This window comes from Actinomadura sp. 6N118, assembly GCF_044326415.1.
Lineage (GTDB): Bacteria > Actinomycetota > Actinomycetes > Streptosporangiales > Streptosporangiaceae > Spirillospora.
Map to the genome: position 1 here is coordinate 451,022 of NZ_JBIRAZ010000003.1, position 18,731 is coordinate 469,752.

An 18,731-nucleotide genomic window follows, 5' to 3' on the forward strand; every position below is an offset into this window, starting at 1 on the left:
GAGGCCGTCACGGCACGAGCTTTTCCACGCATCGGGGACGGGAAGACGTCATATGGCGCCACACGCGAGTTCATCGATATCCCGGTCCACTCCGCTGGTCGGACGCCGCGATGTGCTCGAGGCATTCGACTTGACCCTGGACGCGGCGCACGAGAGCGGATTCCGGCATCTGTCGCTCATCGGCGAACCCGGGGCGGGAAAGACCACCCTTCTGAGAGAACTCGAACGGTCAGCGGAGACGCGGAGGCTGGTCACCCTGAAAGGACGGGCGACCCAGTTCGAACAGGAGATTCCGTTCGGCCTCGTGATCGACGCCCTCGACGACCGGGTGGAGGAGGGGGTCCCAGGGCTGGCTCAGGGAACGCGCCGGCTGCTCGCCCCTGTGTTCCCCTCGTTGTCCAGCACCGGCACCGGCATCGCCGCTGGCATCGCCGCTGGCATCGCCGCCGGCCCCGAGACCGCGTCCGTACCGGACCTCTCCGGCCTCGCCCGGCATCACCTGCACAAGGCCATGCGAGAACTGCTGGAGGTGCTCGCGGCACCGGACGGCCTGGTCCTGATCCTGGACGACGTGCACTGGGCCGACACCTCTTCCGTCGACATGCTCGACTACCTCGTCCGGCATCCTCCCGGCTCCCCGCTTCTCATCACGATGGCTTACCGGCCCCAGCAGGCTCCGGCCCGCCTGGTGTCACTCTCGGAAGGAACGAACGGCCGCAAGATTCCGGTCCGGCCGCTTACCGAAGCCGAGACGGTGGAGCTTCTGGCCCACCGGGTGAGCCCTTCCCGGTGCCGTGCGCTTTTCCTCGCCAGCCACGGCAACCCCTTCTATCTGGAAGCACTGGCCCAGATGGCCGAATTCGACGAGGCCCGTCATCCGGTGCGCCAAATCGAGGAGACCGCGGAACTGCCCCTGACCGTCCGCGCGGCGCTGCAGGCCGAGTTCGCCGGTCTGACCCCGGCGACGCTGACAGTGGCCCGCGCGGCGGCGGTGGCGGCGGACGAGTTCGACGCCGAACTGGCCGCTGCCGCCGCGGACGAGTCCCAGGCCACCACCCTCGCCGCCATGGACGAGCTGGCCGCCCACGACATCGTGCGGCCCGCCGCGCCCGCGCGCTTCCGTTTCCGCCATCCGCTCGTCCGGCAGGCCGCGTACGAGTCGGCGGGCGCCGGATGGAAGCTCGCCGTCCATGCCCGTGTCGCCGCGTACCTCGGCGGGCTCGGCGCCCCCGCGGTGGTACGTGCCCGGCATGTGGAGCACTCCGCGCGCCGTGGCGACCAGGCCGCCATCACCACGCTCGTCAACGCGGCTCGCACAGCCTCCACGCACTCTCCCGGCGCGGCAGCGCACTGGCTCGAGGCCGCTCTCGCCCTGATGCCGGAAGAGGACGAACGGCGGCCCACCGGCGGCGAGGGACAGCCCGGAAGCGGCGACCCATCGCAAATGCCCACACGTGCTGAGCTTCTCTTCGAACTGCTCAATGTCCAGTCCGTCGGCGGGCAGGCGAAGGAGGCCGCCGAGACCGCTGTCGCACTGCTCAAGCTCCTGCCGCCCGGCGACCACGCACGTCGTGCCAAGGCCATCCAGCTGTACGGCGTCATGTTGCGGCAACTCGGCAGGTACGAACACGCTCGCGCCTTCGTCCGCCAGGAGCTCGACCGGATCCCGGATCCGGCCGACCCCGGGGCCGCCGCGCTGCGCCTTCGCGACGCGGCGAACCTGCTGCAAACCGTGGACGTCGAGGGCGCTCAGGCCAGCCTCGACCGGGTCCCCGACAACGCGCCCGGCTGGACCCGGGGCCTGACTCTGGCCGTCGCCGCCATGCGGCCGTTGCCCCTCTACGGCGCCGGGCGGATCGGTGAGGCGCTCCGCCTGCTCGACACCGCGTGCGCCCTCTTCGACGAGGCACCGGACCAGCACCTCACCGAGTTCATGGACGCGTTCGGCTGGTTCTGCTGGACCGAGATCCTGATGGGAAGGTACGACGATGCCCTGCGGCATCTGAATCGAAGCTGCGCCATTTCGCGCGCCACAGGACAGAGCTACATCCTCGGCTACATCCTTGCCGGGCAGGCACGAGTGTCCATCCTGCGGGGGCGGCTGGCGGAGGCGGCGGCCGTCTCCGAGGAGGCCGTGGAGGTGGCTCGCCTGCTCCAGTCCAGGGAGGGCCTCACTTTCGCCATCACGCAGCAGTGCCTCCAGGCGAGCTGCGCGGGCGACCACGAACGGGCGGTCCGCCTCGGCGAGGAGGCCGTCGCCAGCGATCCCGGAGGGAGGGAGTGGTGGGGCAGCATGGCCGTCTATGCCCGCGCGGTGGCGCTCGTCGCGGCCGGCCGGTTGTCCGACGGCGCGGAGGCGATCCGCGCCCTCTGGGACGACGGGACCGCTTCCCGGCTCGACCCTGGCACCCAGGTCGCCTGCGCCGAGCGGATGGTCTACGCCCAAGCCACGCTGGAACGAGCCGAGGAGGCCCATCGATGGGCCGGTCTCGCCGAGGCGATCGCCCATCCCGATCTGGACGGCGAGCTCGGGCTCGCGCGGCTTGGCCGCGCGCACGCGCTCCGTCTCAGTGTCCCCAGCGCGGCAGCTGATCTGGCGGCGGAGGCGGCGGAACTGCTCAAGGCCTCCGACCGGAGACCGGAAGCAGGGCAGGCCGAGCTGACCGCCGGGCTGGCCTACAGCGAGGCAGGCCGGCGCGATGCGGCTCGTGGGCGCTTGCAGGCCGCACGGGAGATCTTCGAAGAGTGCTCCATGGCGGGGATGCAGGCGCAGACCGTCCGTGAGCAGCGCCGCCTGGGCGTCTACGTACCGGCTGTGGGCGACCGTTCCGGCAACGACCACGGACTGTCGCCGCGGGAGCTCGACGTGGCGGCGCTCGTCGTCGCCGGTGACTCCAACCAGGAGATCGCGGAGAAGCTCTTCATCAGCATCCGTACCGTCGAGACGCACATGTCGCACATCTTCGCCAAGCTCGGCGTCTCCTCCCGTGTCGGCGTGGTCACCGCCCTCGCTGGACGGGAGCCTTGACCAGGGACGTTCGTCTGGACAGGCCCGTTCGTGGAACGGGACAGGCGAGAGACAGGTGACGAAGACGGTACGGTTCGCCATCTCCTGTTGACACGGCGACCAACACGACGGTTGATAGCACTTGGAATTATTGCAAGCTGACGGAAGTTATTGCAAGGTGAAGGTCGGTCACGCTGAGGGGTGGCCTGCACCGGTGAGACGGAGCACCGAGGACTGTTGACCGCCCCGCCGGATGCCCCATCGGGCTAACGGATCGGTAAAGTATCCCCCGCGATTTCTCCGGAATCGCTGGCGGGGACCAAGATGGCGTATCGACCGCCTGTCGCTGTTGGGGTGTGGACATGGAGGGTCGTACGGACCAGCCTGCGGGGTTGCTGCCTGCCAGTGTGCCGCTGGTCGGGCGGCAGGACGCCCTCCGCGTACTGGAGGACGCGCTCGACATCACCGCCGCGGGCGACTTCCACTTCGTCGCCCTGGTCGGTGAGCCGGGCGCGGGCAAGACGCGGCTGCTGCACGAGCTTTCCACGGCGGCGGAAACGCGCAAGCTCAGCTGGCTGTCGGGGCGCGCGGCCGAGTTCGAGGAGGAGATGCCGTTCGGCGCGGTGGTCGACGCCATCGACGACCTCCTGGAGGAGGAACGGCCCGATCTCAATCCCGCGACGCTCCAGATGCTCGGCACGGTCTTCCCCTCGCTCGCCGACGTCGCGGCGGCACCGCCCACGGCGAGTGAGCACGGCTCCAGGGTGGCCCGCTACCAGCTGCATCGGACGGTGCGGCATCTGCTCGAACAGCTCGCCGCCACGAACGGGCTGGTCCTGATCCTGGACGACCTGCACTGGGCAGACGAGGCCACGATCGAGCTGCTCGACCACATCGTCCGCCACCCGCCGCGCGCCAGGGTCCTGCTCGCGGTGGCCTACCGCCCGGCGCAGGCCTCGCCCCGGCTTGCGGCCCTGGTCGACGCGGCCGCCTCCCAAGGCACGCACGTCCCCGTCGAGTCCCTTACGCGGTCCGAGGTGGAGGAGTTCCTCGGCCCGCAGGTGAGCGAGGCGCGCTGCGAGGCCCTTTACAAGGCCAGCGGCGGCAACCCGTTCTACCTGGAGGCGCTGGCCCGGATGGACCGCGGCCACGAGCCCGGGCTCATCGAGGAGGACGCCGAACGGCAGAGCTGGGAGATGGGCGTCGCCGAGCTCACCGACGTGCCCTCGACCGTGCGGACGGCGTTGCAGGTCGAGCTGAGCGCGCTGCCGCCTGCGGCCCTGCGGCTCGCCCGCGCCGCCGCCGTCGCGGCCGACGAGTTCGAGCCGGGGCTGGCGGCCGTCGCCGCCGAGATGGACCAGGCGGAGGCACTCGCGGCGCTCGACGTGCTGACCGGCCATGACGTCGTCCGGCCCACCACGATCGGCCGGTTCCGGTTCCGGCATCCGCTGGTCCGGCACGTCGCGTACGCCTCCACGGCGGCCGGCTGGCGGCTGGCGGCCCACGAGCGGGTCGCCGCGCATCTGGCCGAGATCGGCGCGCCTGCCGCCGTGCGGGCCCACCATGTCGTCCGTTCGGCACGGTTCGGCGACCGGTCGGCCATCAGCACGCTGACCGAGGCCGCCCGGTTCGTCGCGCCGCAGGCCCCGGCGACCGCGGCGCACTGACTGGAGGCCGCGTTCCGGCTGACGCCGGACGAGAGCGACGCCGATCCGCAGTCCACCGCCGGCCTCCACGACGCCCAGGCCGATCCGTCGCAGCCCGACCGGCTGGAGCTGCTCCTGGAGCTCGCCCAGGTGCAGACGTTCAGCGGCCAGGCCAAGGAGGCGTGCGATACCGCCCATCGGCTGTTGCGGTTGCTGCCCGCCGACGACTCGGTACGCCGCGCCGCAGCCGTCCACCTATGCGCGCGGATGGAACGCCAGCTCGGCCGCGTTCACGAGGCGCGCGCGCTGGTGCTGGACGAGCTGCGAGGCATCACCGACCGGCAGACCCCCGAGGCCGTGCTGCTGCGGATCCGGCTGGTGGCCGACCGCGTGCAGCGCGCCGACATCCGCGGGGCGCAGGCCGTCCTCGACATGATCCCCGAGAGCCTGCCGGAGTGGGGACCCGGTCTGCGGGCGGGGGTCGCGTCGATGCGGCCGATGGCCGCCTACGTCGGGGGCCGCATGGCCGACGCGATCCGGTACACCGAGACCGCCGACCATCTGTTCTCCGCGGCGTCCGACAACGACTTCGCCGACTGCCTCGACTGCGTGCTCTGGCTGGTCTGGGCCGAGATCTTCCTCGGCCGGTACGAGGACGCGCTCCGGCATGTCGACCGGCTCGTGGCCATCTCCCGCGCCACCGGCCAGAGCTACATCCTGGGCTACATGCTCGCCGCGCGGGCCCGCGTATATGCCCTGCAGGGCCGGTTCAAGGAGGCCTCGGCCAGCGCCGACGAGGCCTCCGCGGTCGGCCGGCTGCTGCGCGCCGCCGAGGTGACCGCCTACGGCCTGACCCAGCAGAGCCTGATCGCCAGCGCGCGCGGCGACCACGACCAGGCGCTGCGGTTCGCCGACGAGGCGGTGGCCAACGACACCGGCTCCAGCGAGTGGTGGGCCCGCATGACCCATGTCGCCCGCGCGTTCGCGATCATTCATGCCAGCCGGCTGAAGGAGGGCTCCGAGGCCCTGATCGAGGCGTGCGGGGACGGCACCAACGGGCTCGACCTCAGCACGCTGGTCATCTGCGCCGAGACCCTCGCCTGGGTCGGGTCGGCCCAGAACCAGCCGGACGAGGCGGGCAAGTGGGCCGACATCGCCGAGGCCCTGGCGCTCCCCGAGTTCGGCGGCGACATCGGGCTGGCGCGGCTGGCCCGCGCACACGCCTCGCGCGCCACCGAGCCTGCCCAGGCCGCCACATTCGCCGTCGAGGCGGCCGAGCTGCTGCGCAAGGCCGGCCGACTGCCCGACGCCGCTCGCGCCGAGCTCACCGCCGGACTGGCCTACGGCGCCGCCGGGCTGCGCGCACCCGGCCGCGAGCGGCTGCGCGCGGCGGCGGAGATCTTCGAGTCGTGCGGCATGGAGGCCATGCACGCCCAGACCGTGCGTGAGCAGCGCAGGCTCGGGGTGCGCGTGCCGGTCGGCCGCCGGGGCGGCGGCAGCGGCGGCAAGGAGGAGCTCCCCTTCGGCCTGTCGCCGCGCGAGTACGAAATCGCCACTCTCGTAGTCGAGGGCTGCAGCAACCAGCAGATCGCAGAGCGGCTCTACCTCAGCGTGCGCACCGTGGAGACCCATCTTTCCCGGGTGTTCTCCAAGGTCGGAGTGAGTTCACGGGTCGGAGTCGCGACCGCGATGAACCGTCAGAGCTGATTTCGACTCTTATCCCACGTAGGTCCGACACGGGGAGAACGGAACCCGGGCCATCGTAAGTACGGGTATTCCACGATGCCGTGATCTCGTACGTGTTTGGCAAGGTTGGGGCGTCACGAAGACGGAGGGGTCAAAGCCATGGAACAGCGCATCGCACGGTTCACGCTCGAGGGCGTGAAGGATGCCGAGGTGTCCATGCACCCGTTCTCGACCGGCGACGGGCTGGGGCTCAACCTCACCCGGTTCAAGCGGTCGGACAGTGACGACGTGGTCCTGCTGATCCACGGCCTCACGACGTCGAGCGACATGTACATCATGCCGGAGCACACCAACCTGGTGAACGTCCTGCACGACTCGGGCTTCGGCGACGTGTGGGCGGTCGACTTCCGGATGAGCGGCCGGTACCCGTACGACACCGAGACGCACCGCTACACCCTCGACGACATCGCCCTCAACGACCACCCGGCCGCCCTGGCCGAGATGCGCCGGCACATCGGCGACCGGCGGGTGCACGTCATCGCGCACTGCCTGGGTTCGGTGTCGTTCGCGATGAGCCTGTTCAGCGGGGCCGTCACCGACATCGCCAGCCTGACGTGCAACAGCGTCGCGCTGACCGTCCGAACGCCGGCCTGGTCGCGGGTCAAGCTCCGCTGGGGCCCGGCGCTCATGGAGTACGTGCTCGGCCCGTCGTTCATCGACCCGCGCTACGGCGACAGCCCGCTGCTGACGCGCGGCTGGATGCTCTCCAGGCTGGTGTCGCCGTTCCACCGGGAATGCGACGAGCGCGCCTGCCACATGCTCGCCTTCATGTGGGGCGGGGGCAAGTCGATCTTCAGCCACGACAAGCTGTCGCCGGTCACGCACGCCCGCCTGCCCGACCTGTTCGGGGCCTGCGGCGTGCACTACTACCGCCACATGAACAAGATGGCCAAGGCCGGCCGCGCGGTGAAGTACGACCCCCGCGACCAGCGCCACGCGGCCCTGCCCGACGACTACCTGGCGGGCGTGCTGTCGCGCGATGTCCAGGTCGACACGCCCCTGCTGCTGCTGACCGGTGACCGCAACCACGTGTTCGGCGACTCGAACATCGAATGCCACCGTGAGCTGGAGGCCGTCGCCCCCGGCGTGCACGAGCTGGCGGTCCTCCCCGGATACGGGCATCAGGAGCCGTTCATGGGCGCGGACTCCGCCACTGAGGTGTTCCCTCAGGTTCTCGACTTCCTGAAGCGGAAGGCAGGCTGACATGGAACACGTTGACACTCTCGTCGTCGGATCGGGATTCGGCGGTTCCGTCGCCGCGTTCCGGCTCGCGGCGGCCGGCCGGCAGGTCGTGGTCATGGAGCGCGGCCAGCGGTACGCGCCGGGCGACTTCCCGCGGTCCCCCGCCGAGATGGGGCGGGCCTTCTGGGACCCGGACGCCGGCCTGCACGGGATGTTCGACGTGTGGCGCTTCAAGGGGTGCGACTCGATCGTCTCCAGCGGCCTCGGCGGCGGCTCGCTGATCTACGCCAACGTGCTGCTCCGCAAGGACGAGCACTGGTTCGTCAACGAGGAGACACTGCCGGGCGGCGGCTACGAGCGGTGGCCGGTGACCCGCGACGATCTCGACCCGCACTACGACGTGGTCGAGAAGATGCTGGGCGGCACCGAATACCCGCTGAAACGCGCCCCCTATGACAACACGCCCAAGACACACGCGATGCAGGACGCGGCCGCCGAACTCGGGCTGCGCTGCGACCTGCCGCCGCTGGCTGTCAGCTTCGCGCCGGAGCCGGGCGCCGCGCCGGGCGTCAGCCTGCCGATCGTGGACGCCGGTTACGGCAACCTGCACGGCCTGCGGCAGCGGCGGACCTGCCGGCTCTGCGGCGAGTGCAACATCGGCTGCAACGACGGCTCCAAGAACAGCCTCGACCACACCTACCTGTCGGCGGCCAAGCACCACGGCGCCGACCTGCGCGACTCGCACGACGTCAAGGCCATCCGGCCGCGTCCCGGCGGCGGCTACGAGGTCGACTTCCGCCACTACGACCCGAACGACCGGCTGCGCAAGCGGAAGATCCAGACGATCACGTGCGACCGGCTGATCCTGGCCGGAGGCACCTACGGCACGACCCTCCTGCTGCTCAAGTCGCGGCAGTCGTTCCCGGGGCTCAGCAAGGCGCTCGGCACCCGCTTCAGCGGCAACGGCGACCTGCTGACGTTCCTGCTCAAGGCCAAGGACCGCAACCGCGTCCGGGCGCTGGACGCCAGCCGGGGGCCGGTCATCACCAGCGCGATCCGCCTGCCCGACGAGCTGGACGGCGTGCCCGGCGCGGGCCGGGGCGCCTACATCGAGGACGGCGGTTACCCGGCGTTCGCCGACTTCATCGTCCAGTCGCTCGACGTCAAGGACCAGATCGACCGCGCGATCAAGTTCCTGTGGGGCCGGTTCCGGGAGTTCTTCAAGGACGCGCCGGACACCAACCTGTCCAAGGAGCTGTCGGACCTGATCGGCGACGGGGCGTTGTCGATCAGCTCGCTGCCGCTGCTCGGCATGGGCCGCGACACCCCCGACGGCAGGCTGGAGCTCAAGGACGGCCGGCTCAACGCGGTGTGGACCACCGAGACGAGCACGGCGCACTTCGAGCGGCTGCGCAAGACGATGCAGGGCATCGCCGACGTGCTGGGTGCCGACTACTCCGACAACCCCATGTGGTTCCGCGAGCGGGTCATCACCGTGCACCCGCTGGGCGGCGCGCCGATGGGCGACACTCCGGACCAGGGCGTCTGCGACGCCTTCGGTGAGGTGTTCGGGTTCCCGGGTCTGTACATCGCCGACGGGGCGGCGATGCCGGGCTCGGTGGGCCCGAATCCCTCGCTGACCATCGCGGCCCTCGCGGACCGCATGAGCACGCGGATGCTCGAGAAGATGTCCGCGGAGCGTGGCTCCGCGGCGGCGGATCACCCTGTGACGGGGGCCGAGCCGGCTGCGGGGACCGGCTCGCCATACGGGGTGGAGAACGACTCGGCGTACGGGTCGGAGTCGGGGGAGGTCGCGGGGACACGGGGGTCCGCCGAGACTGAGTCCGACCGTACGTCGTTGTCGTTCACCGAGGAGATGAAGGGGTTCATCACCTTCGGAGCGACCGAGCCGCGGGCCGGCGAGCTGGGCGAGGGCCGGGAGCGCATGTCGTTCCGCCTCACCATCACCGCCGAGGACGTGACTCGTTTCCTGGCCGAGCCCGAGCACACCGCCCGGGCCGAAGGATGGATTGACGCCGCTGGCTGCGGGGGCCGGCGTCCTGTCCAGCGGGGCTGGTTCAACCTCTTCACGTCCGCGGACGCGGAGGACCGTCGTCTGATGAAGTACCGGCTGTACTTCACCGACGGGCAAGGCCGGCCCCGCACCCTCGCCGGGGAGAAGAACGTGCTGCACGGACCGCCGACGCGGATCTGGCCCGACACCTCCACCCTGTACGTCAGGGTGCTGGAGGGCCACGTCGACGAGGACGGGGACGCCGGCGCCGTGATCGCGGGGGCGGGCGTGCTGCACATCCAGCTCGCCGACTTCGCCCGCCAGCTCACCACGTTCCGGACCTCGGGCTCCGGCGGCCCGGGTTCGCTGATCAGGTTCGGCCGGTTCTTCGCCGGCGAACTCTGGGAGGTCTACGGCCCCGACCTCACCTGACGGGGCCCCATGAACGGTGCAGGACAAGGGAACTGCGGGGTGCCCTTGTCCTGCACCCCTTTTCGGAGACCTGCTTTTCGGAGACCCGTTTCGGAGATCTGATGTCGTACGAGATCGAAGCCACCGCCACCACGGCCGCGACGCCGGAGGAGATCTTCAAGCACCTGGCCGTGCCTGAGGCATGGGGCGAGTGGGGGCACTTCCCGACCCGCGCCCGGCAGGAACGCGAGGGTGACGAGACGCCGTACGGGGTCGGCTGCGTCAAGAGAGTCCCGCCGGCGCGTGAACAGACCGTGGTCTACGAGCCGTTCACACACTTCGCCTACATCGCGCTCGCGGGCCTGCCGGTCCGGAACTACCGCTCTGACGTGCGGCTGGAGCGCAAGGGGTCGGTGACCCTCATCCGCTGGCAGGCCACGTTCGACCGGTTGATCCCGGGCACTGGCCCGCTGGTGCGCGTCGGCCTCTGGCTCATGCTCGTCGCGTTCACCCGGTGGCTGACCGGGCACGCCGGACGGTGCGACACCGCGTGCCCGGCCCACCGGCTGGCCACTCCGGCGGCAGGAGCCTGAGTCGGGCGGCGTGAGCCTGTCGGGCAGCGTGAGCCTCAGGCCGGCGGCGTGAGGCGCGACCGGTAGACGGCGCGGGCGGCGTCGAGCAGCTCGATGTGGTCGGCCAGCTGTTCCTCGGTGTCCAGGCGGCCGTACGAGCGGATCCTCTCTTCGAGGGCGTCCAGGTAGTCCAGGCACCAGCGGACATCGTGCTCGCGGGCCACATGGGCGCCCCCGACGTCGAGGTAGACCGGGCTGGTGTGCGCGTACGAGCCGGAGTAGTGGAACGAACGCGGGTTGCGGGGGCCGGTGACGACCGCGACGACGTACGTGGGCACGTCCACGACGAGCTCGGCCGTGAGCTCGTTCGGCGGGCCCTCGGCCAGGATCCCCTCGGCTGTGCGCAGCTGGATGCCGGTGACCTCCGGGCCGATCGTCCGCACGGTGATCGTTACGCGCGTGCCCAGTTCGAGGTCGAGGGTTTCCCCCGGCCCGTGCCCTGCCACGTCGAGCTCCACGAAGGGGCCGGTGGTGGCGAACGTGCGGCCGCGCCTGACGGCCTCCGCGAACGACTCGGCGGTCAGGGGCCCGTCGACGCGGGCGTAGACACGTTCCCAGCCGGGCGGGCTCGACTGGCTGCCGCGGCGGTTGAACGAGAACATCGCGTCCGTGCCCGCCGTGACGGCAAGGGTGTTGCCGGCGCCGATCAGATGCCGGTAGACGACCGCGGTCGTCTCGATCGAGGAGTGGTTGAGCACGTCGAGGCTGTCGATGAGGCCGAGCGCGGCGTCGGCGACGGCCTCGCGGGCCGAGCAGTTGCGCCCGGCGCTCAGGGCGGCGCGCGGCGGGTCGTCATCCCTGATCGGGACGTGGAACGGATGGCTGTAGCCCATGATGGCGCCGCGTTCCCGGAGCTCCTGGCAGGCGGCGCTGTTGGGCGGCCAGTCGACGGTGCCGAGGAAGCCGGTGTGATAGCGCTCGGGCGGAACGGGGACACCGAACGCGTAGAGGTGCCCGAGCAGGTCGTTCCGGTATTCGACACCCATCCTGGCCACATGGGTGGCGTCGGACCACGGCAGGTCGCGGCCCGCCCAGTGTTCCAGCGCCTCGCGGTCGTAGACGCGCTCGGAGGCGACGTTGCCCGCGACGAGGTTGAGGACGTGCAGGTCCTCGCCGTGCTGGAGGGCGGCGGCCTGGGCGGGTGTGCCGACCGTGTCGCCTGCCCAGTTCATGTGAACGTGCATGTCGCCGCCGTACCACCCGCGCGCCGCGGCGTTGTGGAGCCGTCGTGGGGTGAGTTCGACGAGGGTCTCCCCCGCGGCGGCATCCGGCGTGACGGCCCGTTCCACGATCTCGTACTCCATGCCGCGCGTGACGCGCACGGTCAGCGGCTCTGCCGGAACGTCCACGGTCAGATCGTCGCCGTGGAAGTAGGGCATGCGGTTGGCGTCCCGGTTGGGCTCGGCGCCCTCGGGGTACCAGCCCTGGCCGTTCTCCCCGACGACCGTCCAGCGGCAGGGGAATCCCGCGCGGAGCCGGAGCCTGGCCGGGGTGGCGGGCCGGGTGAGGGCGCCGAGCGCCACGGCCGCGCCGTCGACGGAGACCGCGCTGCCGCTGGTCACCGGGACCACCCGGGCTCCGCCGGGTTCGATCTCGTACGAGTGGTCGTCCACGTGCACGGTCACCGCCTCCTTCCGTGAGGAGTCGATGAGCAGGTGCGTGTGGACCGGGCCACCGTCCAGCACCGCCTGCGCGCGGGCGTCCAGACGTATCCCCTCAGGGGTGACGCGCAGCGCCGCGAGGTTGTCGAGCACCTGGCCGCCGAGGGTGTCGCGGATGATCCGCTGGAAGTCCAGGTCGGCGATGTGGGCGTAGAGTTCCTCCTCGGTCACGCCGGGGTGGAGCTCGGAGACACGCTGTACGCAGGTCAGCCAGAACAGGCTCTCGTCCAGCATGAACGCGTCCACGTCGATCTGCTTGACGTACCCGATGGGGTCCTCGCCCCAGGTCGGCCCGTGCCGGGCGAGCAGTTCCCGGTAGTCCTCCAGCGCCCGCTTCACCTCGGGCGGCAGGGTCGGGTCATCACACATGCCGTGTCTCCCGTTCGTCGAGAACGCGGTCAGCGTGACACGAAACGGTCCGGAGGGGAACGCACCGGCGACCCGCAGGAGTCGCTCTGTGATACCCAGTAGAGGGATCCTTCTTCCGCGTCTAAGATCCGGCGGCCCGTGCGCGGAACGCGGCGGTCTTGACGCGGTTCTGGCACGCGGTCGAGCAGAACCGGCGGGTGCCGTTGCGCGATACGTCCACGTAGACACGGTCGCAGTGCGGTGCGGTGCAGACACCGAGGCGGTCATGGTGGCCGCTGTCGATGACCACCGCGAGACCGGTGGCGCACGGCGCCGCGACCTGCGCCGCGAGGGCGTCACCGCTGGCGTGGAAGTGCACGTGCCATGGCTCTCCGTCGTGCCTGGCCAGGTGCGGCCGGGCGTTGTAGCGCTCGAGCAGGCGGTTGACCTGGTCCGCGGCCCCGTCGACGTCGCCGGCGGCGAACGACTCGAAGACGGCGCGCAACTCCTGGGCGGCCTCGACCAGCGCGTCGGCCTCGGCCGGGGTCGGCGTGCTCCACTTCACCGCTCCCCTCGCGGCGGCGACACGGTCATCGGGAACATGGGGCCGGCCGCGCCGCTCCCCCTCGGTGAGCGCGTTCACGAGCGCCACGGCGTCCGCCACCACGCCATCGGTGTGACTGTTGAAGTCCACTTGACCAGTTACCCACTCTCGTTCTACGGTGTAACTGTTCAAAGCTTATAAGGCAGTGACAGGAGGACGCCATGTCCATGCCGACCACCGAGCTGACCCCCGATGTCGCCGACCGCTGGATCACCCGCTGGGACCGCCAGCAGGAGGGGTATCTGCCGGGCCGCGAGGAGCGGTTCACCGCGCTGATCGACGCCGTCGAGGCGGGCGCGGGACGACCCGACCCGCTGATCCTCGACCTCGGATGCGGCCCGGGCTCGCTGTCGGCCCGGCTGCTCGACCGGCTTCCCCGGGCCACCGTCGTCGCGATCGACACCGACCGCCTCCTCCTGGCCCTGGGCGAGGCCGCGCACACCGGCCGCGACCGGCTGCGCTTCACCAATCTCGATCTCCGCACCCCGGGCTGGTCGGCGGCCCTGCGCCTGGACAGGCAGATCGACGCGGCGGTGAGCACCACCGCCCTGCACTGGATCTCCGGCCCCGAACTGCGGGTCACCTACGGCGAACTGGCCAGGCTGCTCCGGCCCGGCGGCCTCTTCCTCAACGGCGACCACCTCTACGTCGAGGACAAGGCTCCGGCCATCGCCGGCCTGGACCGTTCGCTTCGGGAACGCGAGATCGCGCGCCGCTTCACCACCGGCCGTCCCGAGGGCTGGCGGGACTGGTGGGAGGCCGCCGCGGCCGACCCGGCGCTCGCCTCGTTCATCACCGGGGACGCCTTGGGCGCCGACCACGCCGGCTCGGAGTCGGGGCTGCTGTCCACCCACGTGAACGCGCTGCGCGAGTCCGGCTTCACCGAGGTCGGCACCCTCTGGCAGCGCGGCGACGACCGCCTGCTCTGCGCCGTCCGCTAGGGAGCGTCTCGAAGTCGGCGCCCGTAGTCACCGGGCCCACGGGGTCCGCGACCAGGGCTTGAAGACCGACAGGACCGCCATCGTCACGTACATCGCCAGCGACACGATCGGCGCATAGAGCATGTCCGGGCCGGTGTCGTCGAGGGGCGTGGCGATGGCGGCCTCGGCCGCCTCGTGCAGCCCCGGCCGGAGCGCGAAGATCGTGAGGGTGAACGCGGTCAGCGTCAGCACGACCTTGACGAGCACCCAGTAATGACGGGTGAGCCCCCAATGGGTGCCCAGCGCCAAGACGACGCCCGTGACGAGCGTCAGCAGCCCCGCCGGAATGAGCAGCAGGTCGCCGAACAGCCGCATGGAGATGTAGGCGGCCCGGAGGGTCTGCGGGTCCTCGGTGGCCAGGCCGGTGATCGTCAGCGCGAGCAGCCCGATGTCCAGCCCCAGCCAGGTGATCGAAACGATCAGATGCAGGAGCAGGTTCGCCTTCCGGGCACGCGGCGACATACGCCACCGCCCGGTGTTCTTGCCCTGGGCCGGGGACTTGACGGAGGTCTGCGTACGGGTCGTGGTCGTCATGACGACGACAGTGCCGGTGCGACACCAGGCGAGGCGTCGCCCGGCCGGAGGCATCCACGCTGCTTCAGACGACGTAGCGGAAGATCACTCCCCTACTCTCCCGGGCGTACCCGCAGACCAGGACGCCCGCGAGTCAGGAGGCGGGGGCATAGCCGTAGAGGCGCTCGACGTGCAGGCGGAGGACGAGGCGCTGGTCGGCGACCATCGCGCGGCGGTAGTCGTCCCAGTCGGGGTGTTCCTCGCCCCGGACGTCGCGGTAGACGTCGATGAGCTCCTCGACGGCGGCGTCGTGCGGGTCCCGTGCGACCTCGGACAGCTCGGCGGTGCCCTCGGCGACGACGTACGCCCAGCCGTCGGGGGTGGTGGCGTGCAGGCTGGCGCGCGGGTCGCGGCGCAGGTTGCGCGTCTTGGCCCGGCCAGCGGTGATCGAGATCCGGATCAGGTCCTTCGACTCGTCGTAGTGATAGTTGATGTTGGACAGCTGGGGCCGCCCGTCCTTCTTGAGCGTGACCAGCACGCCCAGGTTCCGCTCGCTCAGCAACGTCCTGAGTGCCGCATCGTCCGCCATCCGAACCGCCTCCCGCAGTGGTCGTCTCTGCCAGGACTCAACCCACGGAGATCCCTCCTGCTTCCCCGGTCAGGCGTGCTGCTGGTGCGGAACGAGCGCGGGGAAGTCGTAGACGCGCGCGCCCGTCCGGCCGGCGGAGAGCCGGGCGGAGGGCCGGTCGCCCGGCCCGCCCGCCCCTCCTTCGCTCGCGACCTGCCCCGTGAAGATGTGGCCGCGGAACGCGGAGCCCTTGGCCTTGACCTTGATCGCCTGGAAGCCCGCCGGCGGCAGGGCGCAGAACCCGGTCTGCACGACGTCCTCGTAGAGCGAGTCGGAGACGACGTAGGCCAGGTCGCGGCCGGGTTCGTCCACCAGCAGCCGGCGCAGCGGACCGGCGTCCAGGAGCCGCTGCACGACGATCGGCGCGTCGCCCGCCGGGCCGAAGGGCCCTGCGGTCAGCGTGCCATGGTGCAGCGAGAGCCGGACGCGCAGCGGCGCCCCCGCCTCCGGGTCGTGGTTGATCCCGTGCAGCGCGGCGGCCAGCCGGATCACGAAGTCACCGGCCACCGGCGCGGGGTCGACGCCCTCGGGAAGCGTGGCCAGCTCCCCGTCGCCTCCGACCTGCTTGTCCCACCGGGCGCGATCGAGTCCCACTCCCGCCGCGGCGCTGTCGAGCGCGTCGGACAGGTGCTGCTGCGCGAGCAGCTGCTCGCGGGTGTCCCGCTTGCTGTACCCCTGGATGTCCACCGCCAGCAGCAGCCGGTAGACCAGGTGCCCGTTGTTGTTCACTCCATCGCCTTCCGGTCCTCCGAGCAAATCGGGCCTATTGCCCTCATTCGCCCCACTGGGGAGTGAGTGTTGCCGTGGCGGAGAACCACTCCGGCGACTGGACGCTCCTCCTCCGTCTCGTGTGATGCCGACGAAACGCATCTTGGACGGACTGAACACGTTCCATGGACCCGCAAGTAAGGAACATGTGACAAACCAGTAAGGGAGGCGATGGCGAAGTAGGGGCGTATGGGCGACTTGTTGCTCCTGTTTCAACAACCTTGCCGAGGCGTTGAACCTCACTGCTGCACACCTCCGTACTGCTTTCCGACGTGACACCCGGCTCACACGGAGGAGCACCATGGAGGTGCGGCGACGGGTCGCCCTGGCGGGCGGCGCGACGGCGGCGAGTTTCACCCTCGCCGCATGCGGCGGATCCTTTGGCTTCGGCGCCTCCGCCTCGGGTGGCATCTCTTCCCAACGTGTGCCGACGAACAACGCGCCGATCGGCGCGGTGCCCCAGGCGGCGACCTCAGAGCGCAGCCTGCGCGCGATGACCCATCTTCAGCTGGGCCGCATCATCATGAACGGCGGCGGCCGGACGCTCTACCGGTACGACCAGGACAGCGCCAACCCGCCGCGCTCGAACTGCATCGGCGCGTGCTCGCAGAGCTGGCCGCCGGCGCGCTGGGTCCCCGGCATGAAGATCACTGGCGTGAACCGGGCGCTCGTCGGCCAGATCCAGCGCCCGGACGGGACCATGCAGCTCACCGTCGGCGGCTGGCCGATGTACCTGTACGCGATGGACACCGCGCCGGGTGAGGCCCGCGGCCAGGGACAGAACGGCGTCTGGTGGGTGAGCAAGCCCAATGGCGCCAAAACTCAGGCGTCCGCAGGCGGACCGCCGGAGGCTGGTGCCGGAGACGGAACCGGAGGCGCCTACGGAGGCGGGACCGGGACTGGCAACGGAACCGGGAACGGAACCGGGACCAACAACGGAGGCGGGACCGGGAACGGCAACGGGGTCGGGAACGGCAACGGGGTCGGGAACGGCAACGGGGTCGGGAACGGCAACGGAACTGGCAACGGGACCGGAACCGGGACTGGCAACGGAACTGGAACCGGCAACGGGACTAATACCGGCAATGGGACTGGCAACGGAACCGGGACCGGGACCGACAACGGAGGCGGCAACGGGGTCGGGAACGGAGGCGAGAGCGTGGCCGGAGGCGGAATTGGAGGCGGATCACCGCCGGACGGCTAAGCGCGGCGCCCCATCGCCCCACCGAGCATCCCCCGTACCCCCCACAGCCGGAGACCCCGATGGCTCACCGATCCCCCACCGCCGCACCGGCAGCGAACGTCGCCACCGGCCCGTGGAGCTGGTTCCGCGGCTCGCGCCCACCTGACACCGTGGACGACCAGGTGATCGTGACCGAGCTCTACCGCGTGTACGGCCGCCCGTTGCTCTCGTTCGTGCTCCGGCTCACCGGCGGCGACCGCCACTGGGCCGAGGACGTCGTCCAGGAAACGATGATCCGCGCCTGGCGCAGCGCCGGCCAGCTCGACTCCGGTGCCGCCTCGCTTCTGCCGTGGCTGGCGACGGTGGCCCGGCGCATCGTCATCGATGATCAACGTCGCAAGAACGCCCGGCCCCAGGAGGCCGGCGAAGGCCCGTTGGAGAACCTGCGGGCCCCTGACGGGATGGAGGATCTCCTGCGCTCAGTGGTCGTCTCCGAGGCCCTGCTGTCCCTGTCGCCCGCCCACCGCGAGATCCTCAACGAGACGTTCTTCCGGGATCGCACGGTGAATGAGGCCGCCCGGCAACTGGGCATCCCCGTGGGCACGGTCAAGTCACGGGTCTACTACGCGCTCCGGGCTCTGCGGGTCGCTTTGGAGGAAAGGGGCGTCACGCCATGACCGCCGACACTCAGCACATCGACGTCGGCGCGTACGCCCTCGGTCTCCTGGAGGAGCCCGACCGGCGCGCGTTCGAGGCCCATCTGTCCATCTGCATGCCGTGCCACGAGGAACTGGGCGTGCTGCGCAGCGTGGCCGCGACTCTCGACGGCATCGCGCCGATCGAGGACCCTGTCCGCGCCTTCCCCGCGGAGCCCGATCCCTCCGTGGTGTCGGACCTGTTGCAGCGCCGTGCGCGCCGGGAGCGGAACCGCCGGTTCTCGCGGGCGATGCTCAGCGCGGCGGCCGGAGTCGTTCTCCTGGCAGGCGCGTTCGGCACGGGCATCACGATCTCGCGTTCTGAGGAGTCACCGCCGGCTCAGCCCGATGGCGGCACCCAGGCTCTTCTCCAGAACGGGCATCGTGTCTCCGCGAACGACCCGGGCACGGGTGTCTCGGGCACGGTGGCCATGCAGCCCAAGCTCTGGGGCAGCGAGATCGGGCTTGAGCTGAGCAAGGTGCGCGGCCCCCTGGAGTGCGAGCTGGTGGCGATCGACCGGAAGGGCCAGGCCCACACGGTCATGGGATGGGCCGTCCCAGCCAAGGGATACGGCCTGCCCAAGTCCCCGGCCCCGCTGACCGCGCAGGGAGGGACGGCGCTCAAGCCGAACGAGATCTCCCGCTTCGAGGTACGGACCATCCGCGGCCAGCGCACGCTGCTGACGATCCCGACGTAAGACGTGAGGGCGCAA

At 70.8% G+C, this 18,731-nt stretch carries 15 protein-coding genes; 10 read left to right on the forward strand and 5 right to left on the reverse strand.

The genetic code is table 11. The features are described 5' to 3' along the window. Positions 1-52: 52 nt before the first annotated feature. From ACH34W_RS09860 to ACH34W_RS09885, 6 genes are all read left to right on the forward strand, one after another. Complete coding sequence (locus tag ACH34W_RS09860) at positions 53-3,028, forward strand: helix-turn-helix transcriptional regulator (RefSeq protein ID WP_395960454.1); 2,976 nt, start codon at positions 53-55, stop codon at positions 3,026-3,028. A gap of 341 nt (positions 3,029-3,369) precedes the next feature. Next, positions 3,370-4,674 carry an ATP-binding protein gene (locus tag ACH34W_RS09865; protein WP_395960455.1) on the forward strand — a complete coding sequence of 435 codons (1,305 nt, stop codon included), beginning with the start codon at positions 3,370-3,372 and terminating at the stop codon, positions 4,672-4,674. A 129-nt stretch (positions 4,675-4,803) separates the two neighbouring features. Further along, positions 4,804-6,360: a LuxR C-terminal-related transcriptional regulator gene (locus tag ACH34W_RS09870; RefSeq protein ID WP_395960456.1), complete on the forward strand. Its 1,557-nt coding sequence runs from the start codon at positions 4,804-4,806 to the stop codon at positions 6,358-6,360. 138 nt (positions 6,361-6,498) lie between these two features. After that, the gene (locus ACH34W_RS09875) at positions 6,499-7,602 is read left to right on the forward strand and encodes an alpha/beta fold hydrolase (protein WP_395960457.1); all 1,104 of its coding nucleotides are present in this window, start codon (positions 6,499-6,501) and stop codon (positions 7,600-7,602) included. 1 nt (position 7,603) lies between these two features. Then, positions 7,604-10,027, forward strand: coding sequence for a GMC oxidoreductase (locus ACH34W_RS09880; RefSeq protein ID WP_395960458.1), 2,424 nt, complete (start codon positions 7,604-7,606; stop codon positions 10,025-10,027). A gap of 101 nt (positions 10,028-10,128) precedes the next feature. Continuing rightward, entirely contained in the window at positions 10,129-10,599 is a 471-nt protein-coding gene (locus ACH34W_RS09885; RefSeq protein ID WP_395960459.1) for an SRPBCC family protein, read from the forward strand. A gap of 35 nt (positions 10,600-10,634) precedes the next feature. Here the strand turns inward: ACH34W_RS09885 and ACH34W_RS09890 are convergent, their stop codons facing one another. After that, positions 10,635-12,668 carry a CehA/McbA family metallohydrolase gene (locus ACH34W_RS09890; protein ID WP_395960460.1) on the reverse strand — a complete coding sequence of 678 codons (2,034 nt, stop codon included), beginning with the start codon at positions 12,666-12,668 and terminating at the stop codon, positions 10,635-10,637. A gap of 121 nt (positions 12,669-12,789) precedes the next feature. Further along, positions 12,790-13,341: a CGNR zinc finger domain-containing protein gene (locus tag ACH34W_RS09895; protein WP_395960461.1), complete on the reverse strand. Its 552-nt coding sequence runs from the start codon at positions 13,339-13,341 to the stop codon at positions 12,790-12,792. A 71-nt stretch (positions 13,342-13,412) separates the two neighbouring features. Here ACH34W_RS09895 and ACH34W_RS09900 point away from each other — a divergent pair, with 71 nt between their 5' ends. Beyond that, positions 13,413-14,192: a class I SAM-dependent methyltransferase gene (locus tag ACH34W_RS09900; RefSeq protein WP_395960462.1), complete on the forward strand. Its 780-nt coding sequence runs from the start codon at positions 13,413-13,415 to the stop codon at positions 14,190-14,192. Between the two features lie 27 nt (positions 14,193-14,219). Here the strand turns inward: ACH34W_RS09900 and ACH34W_RS09905 are convergent, their stop codons facing one another. The 3 genes from ACH34W_RS09905 to ACH34W_RS09915 all read right to left on the reverse strand — a co-directional run bounded on the left by ACH34W_RS09905 (position 14,220) and on the right by ACH34W_RS09915 (position 16,101). Further along, entirely contained in the window at positions 14,220-14,765 is a 546-nt protein-coding gene (locus ACH34W_RS09905) for a hypothetical protein (protein ID WP_395960463.1), read from the reverse strand. Between the two features lie 133 nt (positions 14,766-14,898). Further along, positions 14,899-15,333, reverse strand: a complete 435-nt coding sequence (locus ACH34W_RS09910) for a PPOX class F420-dependent oxidoreductase (protein WP_395960464.1) — start codon at positions 15,331-15,333, stop codon at positions 14,899-14,901. A gap of 69 nt (positions 15,334-15,402) precedes the next feature. Continuing rightward, positions 15,403-16,101, reverse strand: coding sequence for a hypothetical protein (locus tag ACH34W_RS09915; RefSeq protein ID WP_395960465.1), 699 nt, complete (start codon positions 16,099-16,101; stop codon positions 15,403-15,405). Positions 16,102-16,441: 340 nt separating this feature from the next. Between ACH34W_RS09915 and ACH34W_RS09920 the strand changes: the two genes are divergently transcribed. From ACH34W_RS09920 to ACH34W_RS09930, 3 genes are all read left to right on the forward strand, one after another. After that, on the forward strand, positions 16,442-17,344 hold the full coding sequence (locus ACH34W_RS09920; RefSeq protein WP_395960466.1) for a hypothetical protein: 903 nt from the start codon (positions 16,442-16,444) through the stop codon (positions 17,342-17,344). 167 nt (positions 17,345-17,511) lie between these two features. Next, positions 17,512-18,000: a sigma-70 family RNA polymerase sigma factor gene (locus ACH34W_RS09925; RefSeq protein WP_395960625.1), complete on the forward strand. Its 489-nt coding sequence runs from the start codon at positions 17,512-17,514 to the stop codon at positions 17,998-18,000. Beyond that, positions 17,997-18,716, forward strand: a complete 720-nt coding sequence (locus ACH34W_RS09930; protein WP_395960467.1) for a zf-HC2 domain-containing protein — start codon at positions 17,997-17,999, stop codon at positions 18,714-18,716. The genes ACH34W_RS09925 and ACH34W_RS09930 overlap by 4 nt, the downstream gene beginning before the upstream one ends. Positions 18,717-18,731 lie beyond the last annotated feature (15 nt).

Bases quoted from the DNA above. Each gene is read 5' to 3' on its own strand.
- ACH34W_RS09860 (WP_395960454.1), top strand. From the start codon at position 53: ATGGCGCCACACGCGAGTTCATCGATATCCCGGTCCACTCCGCTGGTC.
- ACH34W_RS09865 (WP_395960455.1), top strand. From the start codon at position 3,370: ATGGAGGGTCGTACGGACCAGCCTGCGGGGTTGCTGCCTGCCAGTGTG.
- ACH34W_RS09875 (WP_395960457.1), top strand. From the start codon at position 6,499: ATGGAACAGCGCATCGCACGGTTCACGCTCGAGGGCGTGAAGGATGCC.
- ACH34W_RS09880 (WP_395960458.1), top strand. From the start codon at position 7,604: ATGGAACACGTTGACACTCTCGTCGTCGGATCGGGATTCGGCGGTTCC.
- ACH34W_RS09885 (WP_395960459.1), top strand. From the start codon at position 10,129: ATGTCGTACGAGATCGAAGCCACCGCCACCACGGCCGCGACGCCGGAG.
- ACH34W_RS09890 (WP_395960460.1), bottom strand. From the start codon at position 12,668: ATGTGTGATGACCCGACCCTGCCGCCCGAGGTGAAGCGGGCGCTGGAG.
- ACH34W_RS09900 (WP_395960462.1), top strand. From the start codon at position 13,413: ATGTCCATGCCGACCACCGAGCTGACCCCCGATGTCGCCGACCGCTGG.
- ACH34W_RS09905 (WP_395960463.1), bottom strand. From the start codon at position 14,765: ATGACGACCACGACCCGTACGCAGACCTCCGTCAAGTCCCCGGCCCAG.
- ACH34W_RS09910 (WP_395960464.1), bottom strand. From the start codon at position 15,333: ATGGCGGACGATGCGGCACTCAGGACGTTGCTGAGCGAGCGGAACCTG.
- ACH34W_RS09920 (WP_395960466.1), top strand. From the start codon at position 16,442: ATGGAGGTGCGGCGACGGGTCGCCCTGGCGGGCGGCGCGACGGCGGCG.
- ACH34W_RS09930 (WP_395960467.1), top strand. From the start codon at position 17,997: ATGACCGCCGACACTCAGCACATCGACGTCGGCGCGTACGCCCTCGGT.